We start from the raw sequence: 12,950 nt of genomic DNA on the forward strand, positions 1-12,950 counted from the left end.
AGCCGCGAAGAAGACGACGACCAAGGCCGCCGCAACCAGGACCACCGCCGCGAAGAAGACGACGACGGCCCGCAAGACGACCGCCCGGAAGACCGCCTCCAGGTGAGGCCGTGCGGCGCCCGGGGTCCGGGCGCCGCCGAACGTGACGTGGGTCCGGCCGGTCACGGCCGGGCCCACGTCACGTGTCAGCGGATGGGCTGCCCCGGGCCGACGCCCACGATGTGCAGGGCCACGACGTGGTCGTCGACGACCTCGACCGTGAGGCGCTGACCGAGACGCAGCAGGCGCAGGCCGCTCCCGTCGAACGCCGGTGCCTCGAACGGCAGCTCGACGCCGTCGTCGCGCAGCAGGCTGCCGGTGCGGGTCTCGGGGTCGAAGCGGTGGACGGTGGCCTGCATGCTCCTGATCCAACCAGATGCCCGGTGCTCGAGGACGCTCCGAGTGGCCGGCCCCAGCCCGAGCCGGCGCGCCCGCGACAGGCTCCGGGCGTCGTCGACGTCGGTGCGCAGGCGGGGGAGGGGCAGCTCGAGGCGCACCGCCCCGTCGGCCTCGTGACGAGCGGCGCTGTCGGTCCCGAACCGCGGGGTGAAGCCACGGCCGCAGCGCAGCACCGTCCCCGTCCCGTCTGCATCGGGGACGAACGACTCGTCGGCGCGCCCCGCGACCTCGAGGGCCGCCCGCAGTGATGCCGCGTCGAGCGACGGGACGTCGCCGAGCAGGGCGGCCACGCGAGCACCCGGCCCGGCCTGCCGCATTCCGGCGGACACGGCGTCGTTGAGCCCGCTGCCCGGGTCCGCGACGACGTGCACCCCACGCGTACGCCAGCGGTCCGCGAGGACCGCGTCGCTCGTGACGAGCACGAGGTGGTCGGGACCGACCGCCTCGAGGGCTGCGGCGAGGGTGTCCGACGCGATGGCGGCACTGAGGTCGGCGCGGTCCGAGCCGACGGCGCGGGCCAGGCGCGACTTGCCGTGGCTCGTGTCCTTGACGGGGACGACGACGTGCCAGTCGGTGGCCGGCGCGGCCGGGGGGCGCGGGTGGGAGGAGGTCGTCATGCTGGCGATATCGTCCCACTCGCCGCCTCGCTGCTCGACACCGCGCCGTGAGGTGGACAAGATGAAGCCCAGCCACGCCGACCAGCGTGCGCACGACGAGGAGGACGTGACAACGTGACAGCCGGCGCACCCAAGAGGCGGTTGCCGTTGGCCTACCGGCTCCTGGCCATCCTGCTCCGGCCGCTGCTGATGCGGATCACCAAGCGCGACTGGCGCGGGCTCGAGAACATCCCGGCCGAAGGGGGCTTCGTCGTCTCGACGAACCACATCTCCTACGCCGACCCGCTCGTCTTCGCGCACTTCATGTTCGACAGCGGGCGCGAGGCCTACTTCCTCGGCAAGGACAGCCTCTTCGCCATCCCCGTCGTCGGCTGGCTCCTCAAGAAGTGCGGCCAGATTCCCGTCTACCGCAACTCGGCCGCGGCGGCCGGCGCCTACCGGGCCGCCGTCGACGGCGTGCATGCCGGCAAGGCGCTCGGCATCTTCCCCGAGGGCACCATCACGCGCGACCCCGACCTGTGGCCGATGCGCGGCAAGACCGGGGCCGCCCGCGTGGCGCTCGAGACGCGCTGCCCGCTCGTGCCGGTGGCCCAGTGGGGCGCCCAGGAGATCCTGTCGCCCTACGGCCACAAGCCCTCACTCTTCCCACGCAAGACGATGATGATGTACGCCGGTCCGCCCGTCGACCTGTCCGACCTCTACGACCGCCCCATCGACGCCTTGGTGCTGCGCGAGGCCACCGACCGGCTCATGGACCGCATCACCGAGCTGCTCGAGGTGCTCCGGGACGAGAAGCGTCCGACCGAGCGCTTCGACCCGCGCAGCCACGGCGTCCCCGAGATCGGTGACCCGCTCAAGCACCACGAGATCGGGCGGCCCAAGCGTCACCGTGGCGGCGACGGGAGCCCGTCGTGACGACGCGCGTCGCCGTCATGGGCAGTGGCAACTGGGGGACGGCCTTCGGCATGATCCTCGCCGACGCCGGGTGCGACGTCACGATGTGGGCCCGTCGCGGCGAGGTCGCCGACGCGATCAACGCCGGCCGCAACGAGGCCTACCTGCCCGAGCTCGAGCTGCCGTCGGCGGTCCGCGCCACCGTCGACCCCGGTCAGGCCCTGCACCGGGCCGACGTCGTCGTCCTGGCCGTGCCGTCGCAGACGCTGCGCGACAACCTGACCCAGTGGGGCGGCTCCATCCCCGCCGACGCCCCGGTCGTGTCGCTCATGAAGGGCGTCGAGCTCGGGACGACGATGCGGATGAGCCAGGTCATCGCCGAGGCCGCCGACATCGGGACCGACCGCATCGTCGTCGTGTCCGGCCCCAACCTCGCGCCCGAGATCGCCCGTCGCCAGCCGGCCGCGGGCGTCGTCGCGTGTCGTGACATGGCGACAGCCGAGCGCGTCGCCAGCGCCTGTGCGACGCCGTGGTTCCGGCCCTACACCGACACCGACGTCATCGGCGCCGAGGTGTGCGGGGCGACGAAGAACGTCGTCGCCCTCGCGTCCGGCATGGCCGAGGGGATGGGCTTCGGCGACAACACGAAGGCCACGATCATCACGCGCGGCCTCGCCGAGACCACACGCCTCGGCCTTGCCCTCGGCGCGCACCCACAGACCTTCATGGGCCTCGCCGGCGTCGGCGACCTCATCGCCACGTGCATGTCGCCGCTCTCGCGCAACCACAGCTTCGGCGTCCGTCTCGGGCGCGGCATGACCGTCGCCGAGGCGACCGCCGAGCTGCGCACGACCACCGAGGGCGTGAAGTCGTGCGAGTCGATCCTCACGCTCGCCGAGCAGCACGACGTCGACATGCCGATCTGCGAGCAGGTCGTCGCCGTCATCCGCGACGGGCACTCGGCGAGCGAGGTCGGGCCGCGCCTCATGTCACGCGACCTCAAGGCCGAGAAGCACTGAGGCCGTATGCCGTCCGGCCCGGCCGCGGGTCCCGTGACCGGTGCGTCCGCCGTGCCGCGGCCGACCGACGACCGTTGGTGGGCGGCACACGCCATCTGTCGGCGGGTCGGCGGGTCGGCGGCGTGTCGGCTCCTTGGGGACCAAGCGTCGTCGGTCGGGGCCTGACCCACGACGTGACCCCGCGGGTCAGGCGCGGTCGAGGGCCTGGGACAGGTCGGCCCACAGGTCGTCGACGTGCTCGATGCCCACCGAGAGCCGGAGCAGGTTGACGGGGACCTGCTCGGACTCGGAGGGGTGACGGCGGCGGCGCTCGAGCTGCGACTCGACGCCGCCGAGACTCGTCGCGTGCAGCCAGAGACGCGTCGAGGCGCAGACGCGCTCGGCGGCGTCCGCCCCGCCCACCACGTCGATCGAGACCATCGCCCCCGACCCGGGGTAGCGGACGCGTTCGACGGACGGGTGTCCCTCGAGGCGACGGGCGAGCTCGGCTGCGCTGGTGCACGCCCGCTCGAAGCGCACCGACAGCGTCCGCAGGCCACGCAGCGCGAGGAAGACCTCCATCGGCCCGGCGATCGCCCCGTGCAGGGTGCGATGGCGACGCAGGCGTTCGCCGATCCCGGCGCCCCGCTCGGTGTCGGCGACGACGGTCGCGCCGAGCACGACGTCGCTGTGGCCCGAGAGGTACTTCGTCACGGAGTGCACGACGACGTCGGCGCCGAGCGAGAGCGGCCGGCACAGCAGGGGGGTCGAGAGCGTGTTGTCGACGACACTCGTCACGCCGAGGTCGCGCGCACGGGCGAGGACGACGTCGAGCTCGGTGACGTCCATGAGCGGGTTCGTCGGCGACTCGAGCCAGAGGAGGTCGGCCGTCTCGAGGGCGGCGAGGAAGCCGGCCGTGTCGGTGGCGTGGACCCGCACTACCGAGCCGCCGGCCTTCTCGTGCGCCACGAGCAGGTCGCCGGTGCCGTTGTACGTCGTGTCGGGGGCGACGACCGTGCCGCCGGGAGCCACGAGGGAGAGCGCCGCCGAGATGGCTCCCATGCCGGACGCGTGCACGAGGGCGTGGCCACCCTCCAGCCCGCCCAGGGCCTGCTCGAACGCGGTCCACGTCGGGTTGCCCGAGCGGGCGTAGTTGACGGGGCCGTCCGCGGCATACGTCGACGTCAGCTCGACGGCGACGTTCGCGGGCGAGCCGGGGGAGCGCTCGGGGCGTCCCGACGCCACGAGGAAGGTGTCGACGTGCAGGTGCTGCGATTCCGCTTCGGTGCCCACGCCCTCAGGGTACGAGCGGCCCCCACGGTCTTCGATAGAGTCTCGTCTGATGACCACGGACCAGCCCCAGCCCGACCTGCCGAGCCGCCCCCGCGTCGCCATCGTCTTCGGAGGACGCTCCTCTGAGCACGCGGTCTCCTGCGCCACCGCCGCCGGGGTGCTGCGCGCCATCGACCGCGGCAAGTACGACATCATCCCGATCGGCATCTCCCGCGACGGGCAGTGGGTCCTCGCCGCCGACGAGCCCAGCCGCTTCGAGCTGACGGCGGGCCGCACGCCCGAGGTCGAGCCGAGCGCCGCCCACGTCGTCCTGCCGCTCTCGACGCGCGAGAGCTCGCTCACCTCGCTCGAGGCCGGCCGGCCGCCGCAGGAGCTCGGCCAGGTCGACGTCGTCTTCCCCCTGCTGCACGGACCCTTCGGCGAGGACGGCACGCTCCAGGGCTTCCTCGAGCTCTCGGACGTCCGCTACGTCGGCTCCGGCGTCTTCGCCTCGGCCGCGGGCATGGACAAGCACTACATGAAGGTCGTCTTCGCCGGCCACGGACTGCCCGTCGGGCCGTATGCCGTCATCACCGACCGCGCGTGGCGCACCGACCCCGCTGCCGCCATGGACGCCTGTGCCGGACTGAGCTACCCGCTCTTCGTCAAGCCCGCCCGCGCCGGCTCGTCGATGGGCATCACCCGCGTCGACGACCCCGCCGACCTCGAGGCCGCCATCGAGGTCGCGCGTGAGCACGACCCCAAGGTCCTCGTCGAGGCCGGCATCGCCGGGCGCGAGATCGAGTGCGCGGTCCTCGAGGGCCACGGCACCGCCGGGCCGCGCACCTCCGAGGTGGGCGAGGTCGCGGTGCACGACAACCACGGTTTCTACGACTTCGAGGCGAAGTACCTCGCCGAGGCCGACGTCGACCTCTCGTGTCCCGCCGATGTGCCGGAGCAGATCTCCAAGGAGGTCAGGCGGCTCGCCGCGGAGGCCTTCGAGGCGCTCGGCTGCGAGGGCCTCGCGCGCGTCGACTGCTTCTACACCGACGACGGCCGGGTCCTCGTCAACGAGATCAACACGATGCCGGGCTTCACGCCGCACTCGATGTACCCGCGGATGTGGGCGGCCTCGGGCCTCGACTACCCCGACCTCATCGACGAGCTCATCGCGCTCGCGCTCGAGCGTCGCACCGGCCTGCGCTGAACCCGCTCTGAACCCGCTCTGACCCCGCGCCGACCCGGTGGACCGCGCTGACCGCGGGACGGGCCACACGGCATACGCCCTCAGGAGCAGTGGCGCCCGTTGGCGGGGAGGGTCTTCGCGACCTCGGTGAAGGCCGGCAGGAGCAGCGGCACCGCGCCGTAGGCGCCGGGCGCCAGCACCTCGATGGCCGGGTCGCGGCCGTAGGTCGTCGCGGCGGACCCGTCGGTGAGCGGGCGCACGACCCAGTCGACGCCGTCGACGGTGACGCAGTCGTCGGTGGTCGGCCCGAGCGGGTCGAGGCCGCAACGGGCGATGATCGCCGGGTCGCCCCACGCGGCCGCCGAGCCGTCGTCGGGCTCTGTCGGGACCCGCGCGTGGCCGCTGACCTCACCCGGCCACGCCGCCGACGCGCACACCGGTGCCGACGCCTGGGGCGCCAGGGCCACCTCGGGGGCGCGGTTGCACGCAGACAGCACGACGGCGGCGCCGATGAGCGCCGCCGTCGTGAGGTGCGGGTGTCCGGTCAGGGGGCCGGCCTCAGACGTGGACGACCGTGCAGGTCAGGGTCCGGGTGATGCCGGGGACGTCCTGGAGCTTGGCGATGACGAGACGACCGAGGTCGTCGACGTTGGAGGCCTCCACCCGGGCGATGACGTCGTAGGGACCCGTGACGTCCTCGGCGAGAGTCACGCCCGAGATCCCGGCGATCGCCTCCGCCACACTCGCGGCCTTGCCGACTTCGGTCTGAATCAGGATGTAGGCCTGGACCACGTGTCACCTCACTGTGTGTCGATCGTTGGACGGCCGTGCACGGGCGCGCAGCCCGGGCTCGACCGGTCGGAACGGCAGGTCCCAGTGTGACTGCGACCGTGCCCTGACGCTACCTTGCCATGGGGCCTCGCGTCCCATGGAAACCGGGGCCCGAGACGGCCGTGAGCCGAAAGGGTGAGTGATCCGTGCCGAACGCGCAACGGCTCGAGCGCGGGCCGATGATGACGGGCGGGACCCCCCTGCGCGACCTCGACGAGGACGAGCTGCTCGGGCGCATCCTGCCGTCCTTCCCGGGCACCGACGAGCTGCTCGTCGCCCCGGGCGACGACGCCGCCGTGCTGCGCACGTCGGAGCGCACGATCGCCACCACCGACACCGTCGTCCTCGGACGTGACTGGCTCGACGCGTGGTCCTCGGGCGCCGACATCGGTCACAAGGTCGTGGCGCAGAACCTCGCCGACGTCGCGGCCATGGGCGGGCGGCCCACCGGGATCCTCGTCACCCTCGTCGCCGACCCCGAGCTGTCGCTCGAGTGGGTGCTCGACCACGTCCGCGGCCTGGCCGAGGCGTGCGCCGCCGCCGGCGTGGCCGTGCTCGGCGGGGACCTGTCGTCCGCACCGGCCGGGGTCGTCATGGTCTCGGTCACCGCGCTCGGCCGCCTCGACGGCGAGCCGGTGCTCCGCTCCGGGGCGAGGGCCGGCGACGTCCTCGCCGTCCACGGCTCCCTCGGTCTCGCCGACGCCGGCCTGCGCCTGCTCCGGGCCGACGCCGTCGAGCGGCACCCGGTCGCGGTCGCGCGTCAGCGGCGTCCCCAGCCCCCGCTGGCCGCAGGGCCCGAGGCGGCGGCGTCCGGGGCGACCGCCATGCTCGACCTCAGCGACGGCCTGCTGCGCGACGGTGGCCGGATCGCGCGGGCCAGCCACGTCGTCATCGACCTCGACCCCCCGGCACTGGCCGCCGACGTGGACGCTCTCACCGAGGCGCTCGGGGCCGAGGCGGCGCTCGACTGCGTGCTCGCAGGCGGTGAGGAGCACTCGCTGCTCGCGACCTTCCCGCAGGGGCTGGTGCCCGACGGGTGGCGGGTCATCGGGTCCGTCCGGGCTCCGGGGGACGACGAGTCGGCCGGCATCCTCGTCGGTGGCCACGTCGTGACCCACACCGGGTGGGACCACTTCCGGGGCGCCTGACCGGGATCGCCGTCTCCCGGGTCTGCCACGGGCGCGGGCTCGCGCAGCCCCTGCGCCGGGGCGACAGCAGGTGCGCGATCACGCGCACGACGAGGTATGCCGTACGCCAGGTCGCGTGCGGCCCAGGCCGGCCGGGTGGGTGGGTCGTGCGAGGTACGACAAAGGCCGGCCCCTCGGGGACCGGCCTTCAGCGTTGGTGAGGGACGTTCAGCGAACGACCTTGCCCGCCTTGAGGCAGGAGGTGCAGACGTTGAGTCGCTTCGGCGTCACACCGTCCACCAGCGTCCGAACGCGCTGGATGTTGGGGTTCCAGCGGCGCTTGGTGCGGCGGTGCGAGTGCGAGATGTTGTGACCGAAGCTCGGTCCCTTGCCGCAGACGTCGCAGTTGGCAGCCACGGGTATCTCCTGAAATTCGATGTTGACGAAGTGCTGAGCTCCACCACTGAATCGGGGCAGACGCACGAGGGCGCGCGTCACCCCGCAGTCACGGGGGGAACCGGTAAAGCGTAGCCGACGAGTTGCTCGGACGACAAAACGGCGAGAGCGGGCCGCCGAGCCCGCGTCACGCGAAGGCGCGGGCCGCGTCGACGAGCGGTGCGGCGTACGCCGGCCCGTGCGACGCGGCGTGCACGGCGAGGGGATGCAGCTGGTGCAGCGGGACGAGCTCGCGCCACCCCGGTGCGAGGCCGGCAGCCTCCTCGTAGGCGGCGCCGACGCGGTCGAGGCCCGGGCAGCCGAAGAGGGCCAGCATCGCGAGGTCGGTCAGGCCGTGCCCGCCGTGCGCGGCCGGGTCGATGAGGACCGCGCCGTCGGTCGTGAACAGGACGTTGCCCGACCACAGGTCGCCGTGGATGCGCGCCGGCGGTCGCTCGTCGTCGAGGTCCCCCGACGCCAGGCGGTCGCAGACCCGGTCGACCACGCGTGCCGCGGCCGCGTCGAGGTGCCCGCGGTCTAGGGCGCGGCGCACGAAGGGCCGCACGCGCTGCTCGGCGTAGAACAGGCCCCACGCCGCCGTCGGCTCGTTGCTCTGCGGCTGCCGGCCGATCCAGGCGTCGCCCGTCCAGCCGGCCGGGGGAGATCCAAAGGACGGCGCGCCCAGGCCGTGCGTCACGGCGAGCCCCCGCCCCAGGCCCTCCGCCACGTCGGCCGTGGGAAGTGCGGGTCGCAGCCGGGCGAGGTCGATGTGGTCGGGGCCGACGTCCCGGACCTCGACGACGCGGGCGCCGCCGAGGCGTTGCGCCTCCCCGAGCCAGCGCAGCCCGGCCGCCTCGACCTCGAAGAAGCCGGAGGGGGCTGCGGGCCACGACTTGCGGTGGTGGGCGGTGGCGGCGCTCGACACGGCGCCCACGGTAGTCGCCCGGGTCGTGGACGGAGCCCTGTGGGCGCCCGCCGTGCGCCCACGCCGCTGGCCCGGGCGTGGGAGTGGTGCATGCGACCGTCTGGACGAGGCGCTAGCCTGCCGAGCATCGGCGAGCCCGATCCCACCGGCCGATGGACAAGCACGACGAGCAGGAGGTCCGATGCCCGGCGCAGCGCCGCCGCCCGACGGGCCGCTCACCCTGCTCGATCTCGTCGCGGTCCGCCGGTGGGCCGTGCTGACCCGGTCGCTCTTCGCGGCCCGCCGCGCCGAGATCGACGCGCTCAACGTCTTCCCGGTCCCCGACGGCGACACGGGCACGAACCTCTACCTCACCTTCGACGGAGCGGTCGAGCGCACCCTCGCCACCGCCGACGTGACGACCGCCGACGCCCTCCTCGCCGTCTTCGCCCGACACCTGCTCTGGACCGCCCGGGGCAACTCGGGCGTCATCCTCAGCCAGCTGGCCCGCGGCCTCGCCGAGGGCTGCGCAGGCGTCGCCGAGATCGACGGCCGGGTCCTCGCCGAGGGCCTCCAGCACGCCGAGCAACGCGCTCGCCAGGCCGTGACGGACCCCAAGGAGGGCACGATCCTCACGGTCGCCCGGGCGATGGCCGAGGCCGCCGCGCACGCCGCCGGGTCCCTGACACCGGGGCCGTATGCCGCGTCCGACGACGGCCGTGACCTCGACGCGGGTGCCCCCGCGGCAGGCGAGGGGCCCGTGAGCGTGCACGTCGTCGCGCTCGCGGCGTTGGAGTCCGCCCGTGTGGCGCTCGAGCACACGCCCGAACAGCTCGAGGTGCTCGCCCGCGCCGGTGTCGTCGACGCCGGGGGAGCCGGGCTCGTCGTGCTGCTCGAGTGTCTCGAGAGGGTCTGCGCCGGTCAGCGGGCCCGGTCGGGGGCCGACGCCTCGGACCGCCGCTCCCGGCGCCGACCCGACCCCCAGAGCGCGGCCCTCAGCGCGGCGCGACCGCCCGGTGGCGTCGAGGTCGAGGGCATCCCGGAGTTCGAGGTGATGTACCTCCTGCGCGACTCCGACGACGCCGCCGTGGACGCGCTGCGCTCCCGCCTCGTCGAGCTCGGCGACTCGGTGCTCGTCGTCGGCGGGGACGGCGAGTGGAACGTCCACGCCCACGTCGACGACGCCGGCGCGGCCGTCGAGGCGGGCATCGAGGCCGGCCGACCCCATCGGGTGCGCATCACGCGCCTCACCGACGAGCACGGGCACGACACGCGCGTGCCACGCGGCGACCGCGCCGGCACCTGGGCGGCGGGGGGTGCCGCGATCGTCGCGTGCGCCTCCGGCGTCGGCCTCGAGGGACTCTTCGAGGACGCCGGTGCGGTCGTCGTCCGGTCGGGCCCCGGGCGCCGGGCCTCGACCGGGGGTCTCATCGACGCCATCCGCACGCAGCACGCGCGAGGCGCTTCCGGTGTCGTGGTGCTGCCCAACGACGGCGACACGCTCCTGGCCGCCGCGGCCGCGGTGCGAGCCGTCGCCGACGACGGCATCGAGGCCCACCTCGTCCACGTGCGCACCGCCGTCCAGGGCATCGCCGCCCTCGCGGTCTTCGAGCCGACCGCGGCGGCGTCTGCCAACGTCCTGGCGATGCAGGCGGCGGCGAGCGCCACGCGGCACGGCGCCGTCACGGTCGCCAACCGGGCCGCGCTCACGAGCGGCGGGCCGTGCGAGGCGGGTGACGTGCTCGGCGTCGTCGACGGCGACGTCGTCATCGTCGGCTCCGACCAGCTGGCCGTCTCCCGTGAGGTCGTCCAGCGCCTGCTCGCGAGCGGCGGCGAGCTCGTCACCATCGTGGCCGGTGTCGATGCGCCGGACGGCCTGCTCGATGCCGTCACGGCCGAGGCGCGCAGCGCCCACCACGGCATCGAGGTGTCGATCATCGACGGTGGGCAGGCCGTCTACCCGGTGCTGCTGGGGGTGGAGTGAGGTGGCAGTGCTCACCGAGGACTCGCCGCTGAGCAAGCTCGTCAAGAAGAACGAGGCCGAGCAGCTGGCCCGCACCAAGGGTCTGCTCAGCGTCGCCGACCTCTTCGAGTTCGTGCCCCGGCGCTACGTCCGCCCCGGGCAGCTGACCGACCTCTCCTCGCTCCACGTCGGTGAGGACGTCCTCGTCGTCGCCGAGGTCAAGAAGGCCACGTCGCGGGCCATGCGCAACCGACGCGGCAAGATGCTCACCGTCGTCATCGGCGACGACCTCGGCCACGAGCTCGACGTCACGTTCTTCAGCGCCTACGGCCACGAGGGCAAGCTCCAGCCGGGCGTACGCGGCTTCTTCGTCGGGCAGATCGGCGCCTACGGCCACCGCCTCCAGCTGACCCATCCCGAGTACGAGCTCTTCGACGACGACGCCCAGGGCGAGGCCGCCGTCGAGTGGTACCGGACGCACCGTGTGCCGGTCTACTCCACGACCGGGAAGATGAACTCCCTGCGCCTGCGCAAGCTCGTCCAGACCGCCCTCGACACCGTCGACCGCATCCGCGAGCCCGTCCCCGACGACGTACGCGCGGCGCGCGGTCTCGTCGACCGTGCGGTCGCGCTCGAGCTCGTCCACCGCCCGGCCGTCGACGACCAGCCCGCCCGCGGTCTCGACCGGCTCAAGTACGACGAGGCGTTCGTCCTCCAGACGATCCTCGCCCAGCGCCGCAAGGCCGCCGAGTCCGAGCTGGCGACCCCGAGGCCCCCTCGGCCGGGCGGGCTCCTGGCCGCCTTCGACGCGCGCCTGCCCTTCGAGCTCACGGCCGGCCAGCGCGAGATCGGCGAGGTGCTCGCGGCCGAGCTCGCCTCCGACCGCCCGATGCACCGGCTCCTGCAGGGGGAGGTCGGCTCGGGCAAGACGGTGGTCGCGCTCCGGGCCATGCTCGCCGCCATCGACGCGGGTGGCCAGGCCGCCCTGCTCGCCCCCACCGAGGTCCTGGCCGCCCAGCACCACCGGTCGATCACGGCGATGCTCGGCGACCTCGCTCAGGGCGGGATGCTCGGCGGCTCGGAGTTCGGCACCACCGTGGCGCTGCTCACCGGCAGCCAGAACGCCGGTACCCGCCGGCGGTCCCTGCTCGACGCGGCGTCCGGCGAGGCCGGCATCGTCGTGGGCACGCACGCCCTGATCCAGAAGCACGTCCAGTTCGCCGACCTCGCGCTGGTCGTGGTCGACGAGCAGCACCGCTTCGGTGTCGAGCAGCGTGATGCCCTGCGCGAGAAGGGGATCCGTCCACCTCACGTGCTGGTCATGACAGCGACCCCCATCCCGCGCACCGTCGCGATGACCGTGTTCGGGGACATGGAGACCTCCACGCTGCGCGAGCTGCCCCGCGGGCGCTCGCCCATCACGACGCACGTCGTCGACGCCGACAAGCCCGGCTGGGTCGACCGCACCTGGCAACGCGTGGCCGAGGAGGTCGCCAAGGGTCACCAGGCGTACGTCGTGTGCCCCCGCATCGGCGACGTCGACGACGAGACGGCACTCGCCTCCGGCGGCCCTGCCAGCTCACGCGACACCTCCGACGAGGACGCCGGCTGGGACGCGCACTGGGAGGGTGACGACGGCGACGCCGAGGGAGACGCACCCGAGCGCGAGCTGACCGGCGTCTACGCGATGCTGAGCACCCTGCGCGCCAACCCCGCCCTCGACGGCCTGCGCATCGGCGTGCTGCACGGCCGGCTCGACCCCGACGCCAAGGACGCCACGATGCGTGCCTTCTCGGACGGCGAGATCGACGTCCTCGTCGCCACGACGGTCATCGAGGTCGGTGTCGACGTGCCGAACGCCTCCGTCATGGTCGTCGTCGACGCCGACCGTTTCGGCATCTCGCAGCTGCACCAGCTGCGCGGCCGCGTGGGTCGTGGCGCCGTGCCCGGCCTCTGCCTGCTCATGACCCAGGGCGCCGGGGAGCGTGCGGCCGAGCGCCTCGACCAGGTCGCCGCGACGACCGACGGTTTCGAGCTGGCCCGCGCCGACCTGCTGCTGCGCCGGGAGGGCGACGTGCTCGGAGCCCGGCAGAGCGGCCGCGGCAACTCCGTGCGTCACCTGCGCCTCGGCCGGCTCGAGGACGAGCAGATCATCGCGGACGCCCGTGAGGACGCGTTCGCGCTCGTCGACGCCGACCCCGGGCTGCGCGAGCACCCGGCGCTCGCGGCCGCCGTCGCGATGCGTCTCGACGAGGAGCAGGCCGTATGGCTCGAGCGGGGCTGAC

The 12,950-nt window shown here is 73.8% G+C and carries 12 protein-coding genes; 6 read left to right on the plus strand and 6 right to left on the minus strand.

Going from position 1 to position 12,950, the window contains the following annotated elements:
• Positions 1 to 185 precede the first annotated feature (185 nt).
• Positions 186 to 1,055: a 2-phospho-L-lactate guanylyltransferase gene (cofC, locus tag ASG96_RS09600; RefSeq protein WP_056753766.1), complete on the minus strand. Its 870-nt coding sequence runs from the start codon at positions 1,053 to 1,055 to the stop codon at positions 186 to 188.
• 114 nt (positions 1,056 to 1,169) lie between these two features.
• Between cofC and ASG96_RS09605 the strand changes: the two genes are divergently transcribed.
• Both ASG96_RS09605 and ASG96_RS09610 read left to right on the plus strand, forming a co-directional pair.
• Positions 1,170 to 1,970, plus strand: a complete 801-nt coding sequence (locus tag ASG96_RS09605) for a 1-acyl-sn-glycerol-3-phosphate acyltransferase (protein WP_057587816.1) — start codon at positions 1,170 to 1,172, stop codon at positions 1,968 to 1,970.
• Positions 1,967 to 2,968, plus strand: a complete 1,002-nt coding sequence (locus ASG96_RS09610) for an NAD(P)H-dependent glycerol-3-phosphate dehydrogenase (RefSeq protein WP_235509122.1) — start codon at positions 1,967 to 1,969, stop codon at positions 2,966 to 2,968. The genes ASG96_RS09605 and ASG96_RS09610 overlap by 4 nt, the downstream gene beginning before the upstream one ends.
• 186 nt (positions 2,969 to 3,154) lie before the next feature.
• Here ASG96_RS09610 and ASG96_RS09615 read toward each other — a convergent pair whose 3' ends face one another.
• Complete coding sequence (locus tag ASG96_RS09615; protein ID WP_056753772.1) at positions 3,155 to 4,240, minus strand: PLP-dependent aspartate aminotransferase family protein; 1,086 nt, start codon at positions 4,238 to 4,240, stop codon at positions 3,155 to 3,157.
• A gap of 49 nt (positions 4,241 to 4,289) precedes the next feature.
• Between ASG96_RS09615 and ASG96_RS09620 the strand changes: the two genes are divergently transcribed.
• The gene (locus ASG96_RS09620) at positions 4,290 to 5,426 is read left to right on the plus strand and encodes a D-alanine--D-alanine ligase family protein (protein ID WP_057587817.1); all 1,137 of its coding nucleotides are present in this window, start codon (positions 4,290 to 4,292) and stop codon (positions 5,424 to 5,426) included.
• Positions 5,427 to 5,506: 80 nt separating this feature from the next.
• On the opposite strand, the gene ASG96_RS09625 is transcribed toward ASG96_RS09620, so the two are convergent.
• Positions 5,507 to 5,902 (minus strand): DUF3515 family protein, encoded by a 396-nt coding sequence (locus ASG96_RS09625; protein ID WP_056753778.1) that lies wholly within the window; start codon positions 5,900 to 5,902, stop codon positions 5,507 to 5,509.
• A 61-nt stretch (positions 5,903 to 5,963) separates the two neighbouring features.
• Positions 5,964 to 6,197, minus strand: a complete 234-nt coding sequence (locus ASG96_RS09630) for an Lrp/AsnC family transcriptional regulator (protein ID WP_020142803.1) — start codon at positions 6,195 to 6,197, stop codon at positions 5,964 to 5,966.
• 218 nt (positions 6,198 to 6,415) lie between these two features.
• Here ASG96_RS09630 and thiL point away from each other — a divergent pair, with 218 nt between their 5' ends.
• Positions 6,416 to 7,384, plus strand: a complete 969-nt coding sequence (thiL, locus tag ASG96_RS09635; protein ID WP_082588541.1) for a thiamine-phosphate kinase — start codon at positions 6,416 to 6,418, stop codon at positions 7,382 to 7,384.
• 207 nt (positions 7,385 to 7,591) lie between these two features.
• On the opposite strand, the gene rpmB is transcribed toward thiL, so the two are convergent.
• Together rpmB and ASG96_RS09645 are read right to left on the minus strand one after the other, a co-directional pair.
• Positions 7,592 to 7,780, minus strand: a complete 189-nt coding sequence (gene rpmB / locus ASG96_RS09640) for a 50S ribosomal protein L28 (protein WP_020142801.1) — start codon at positions 7,778 to 7,780, stop codon at positions 7,592 to 7,594.
• 166 nt (positions 7,781 to 7,946) lie between these two features.
• The gene (locus ASG96_RS09645; protein ID WP_057587818.1) at positions 7,947 to 8,732 is read right to left on the minus strand and encodes a fructosamine kinase family protein; all 786 of its coding nucleotides are present in this window, start codon (positions 8,730 to 8,732) and stop codon (positions 7,947 to 7,949) included.
• Between the two features lie 172 nt (positions 8,733 to 8,904).
• On the opposite strand from ASG96_RS09645, the gene ASG96_RS09650 reads away from it, so the two are divergent.
• Positions 8,905 to 10,686 (plus strand): DAK2 domain-containing protein, encoded by a 1,782-nt coding sequence (locus ASG96_RS09650; RefSeq protein WP_057587819.1) that lies wholly within the window; start codon positions 8,905 to 8,907, stop codon positions 10,684 to 10,686.
• Position 10,687: 1 nt separating this feature from the next.
• Positions 10,688 to 12,949 (plus strand): ATP-dependent DNA helicase RecG, encoded by a 2,262-nt coding sequence (locus ASG96_RS09655; protein ID WP_057587820.1) that lies wholly within the window; start codon positions 10,688 to 10,690, stop codon positions 12,947 to 12,949.
• The last annotated feature ends 1 nt before the right edge of the window (position 12,950 follow it).

The sequence above is a fragment of the Terrabacter sp. Soil810 genome (assembly GCF_001429645.1).
Classification (GTDB): domain Bacteria; phylum Actinomycetota; class Actinomycetes; order Actinomycetales; family Dermatophilaceae; genus Terrabacter.

Excerpts from the sequence above, each read along its gene's own strand:
- cofC (WP_056753766.1), bottom strand. The coding sequence starts at position 1,055 with ATGACGACCTCCTCCCACCCGCGCCCCCCGGCCGCGCCGGCCACCGAC.
- ASG96_RS09620 (WP_057587817.1), top strand. The coding sequence starts at position 4,290 with ATGACCACGGACCAGCCCCAGCCCGACCTGCCGAGCCGCCCCCGCGTC.
- thiL (WP_082588541.1), top strand. The coding sequence starts at position 6,416 with ATGATGACGGGCGGGACCCCCCTGCGCGACCTCGACGAGGACGAGCTG.
- ASG96_RS09650 (WP_057587819.1), top strand. The coding sequence starts at position 8,905 with ATGCCCGGCGCAGCGCCGCCGCCCGACGGGCCGCTCACCCTGCTCGAT.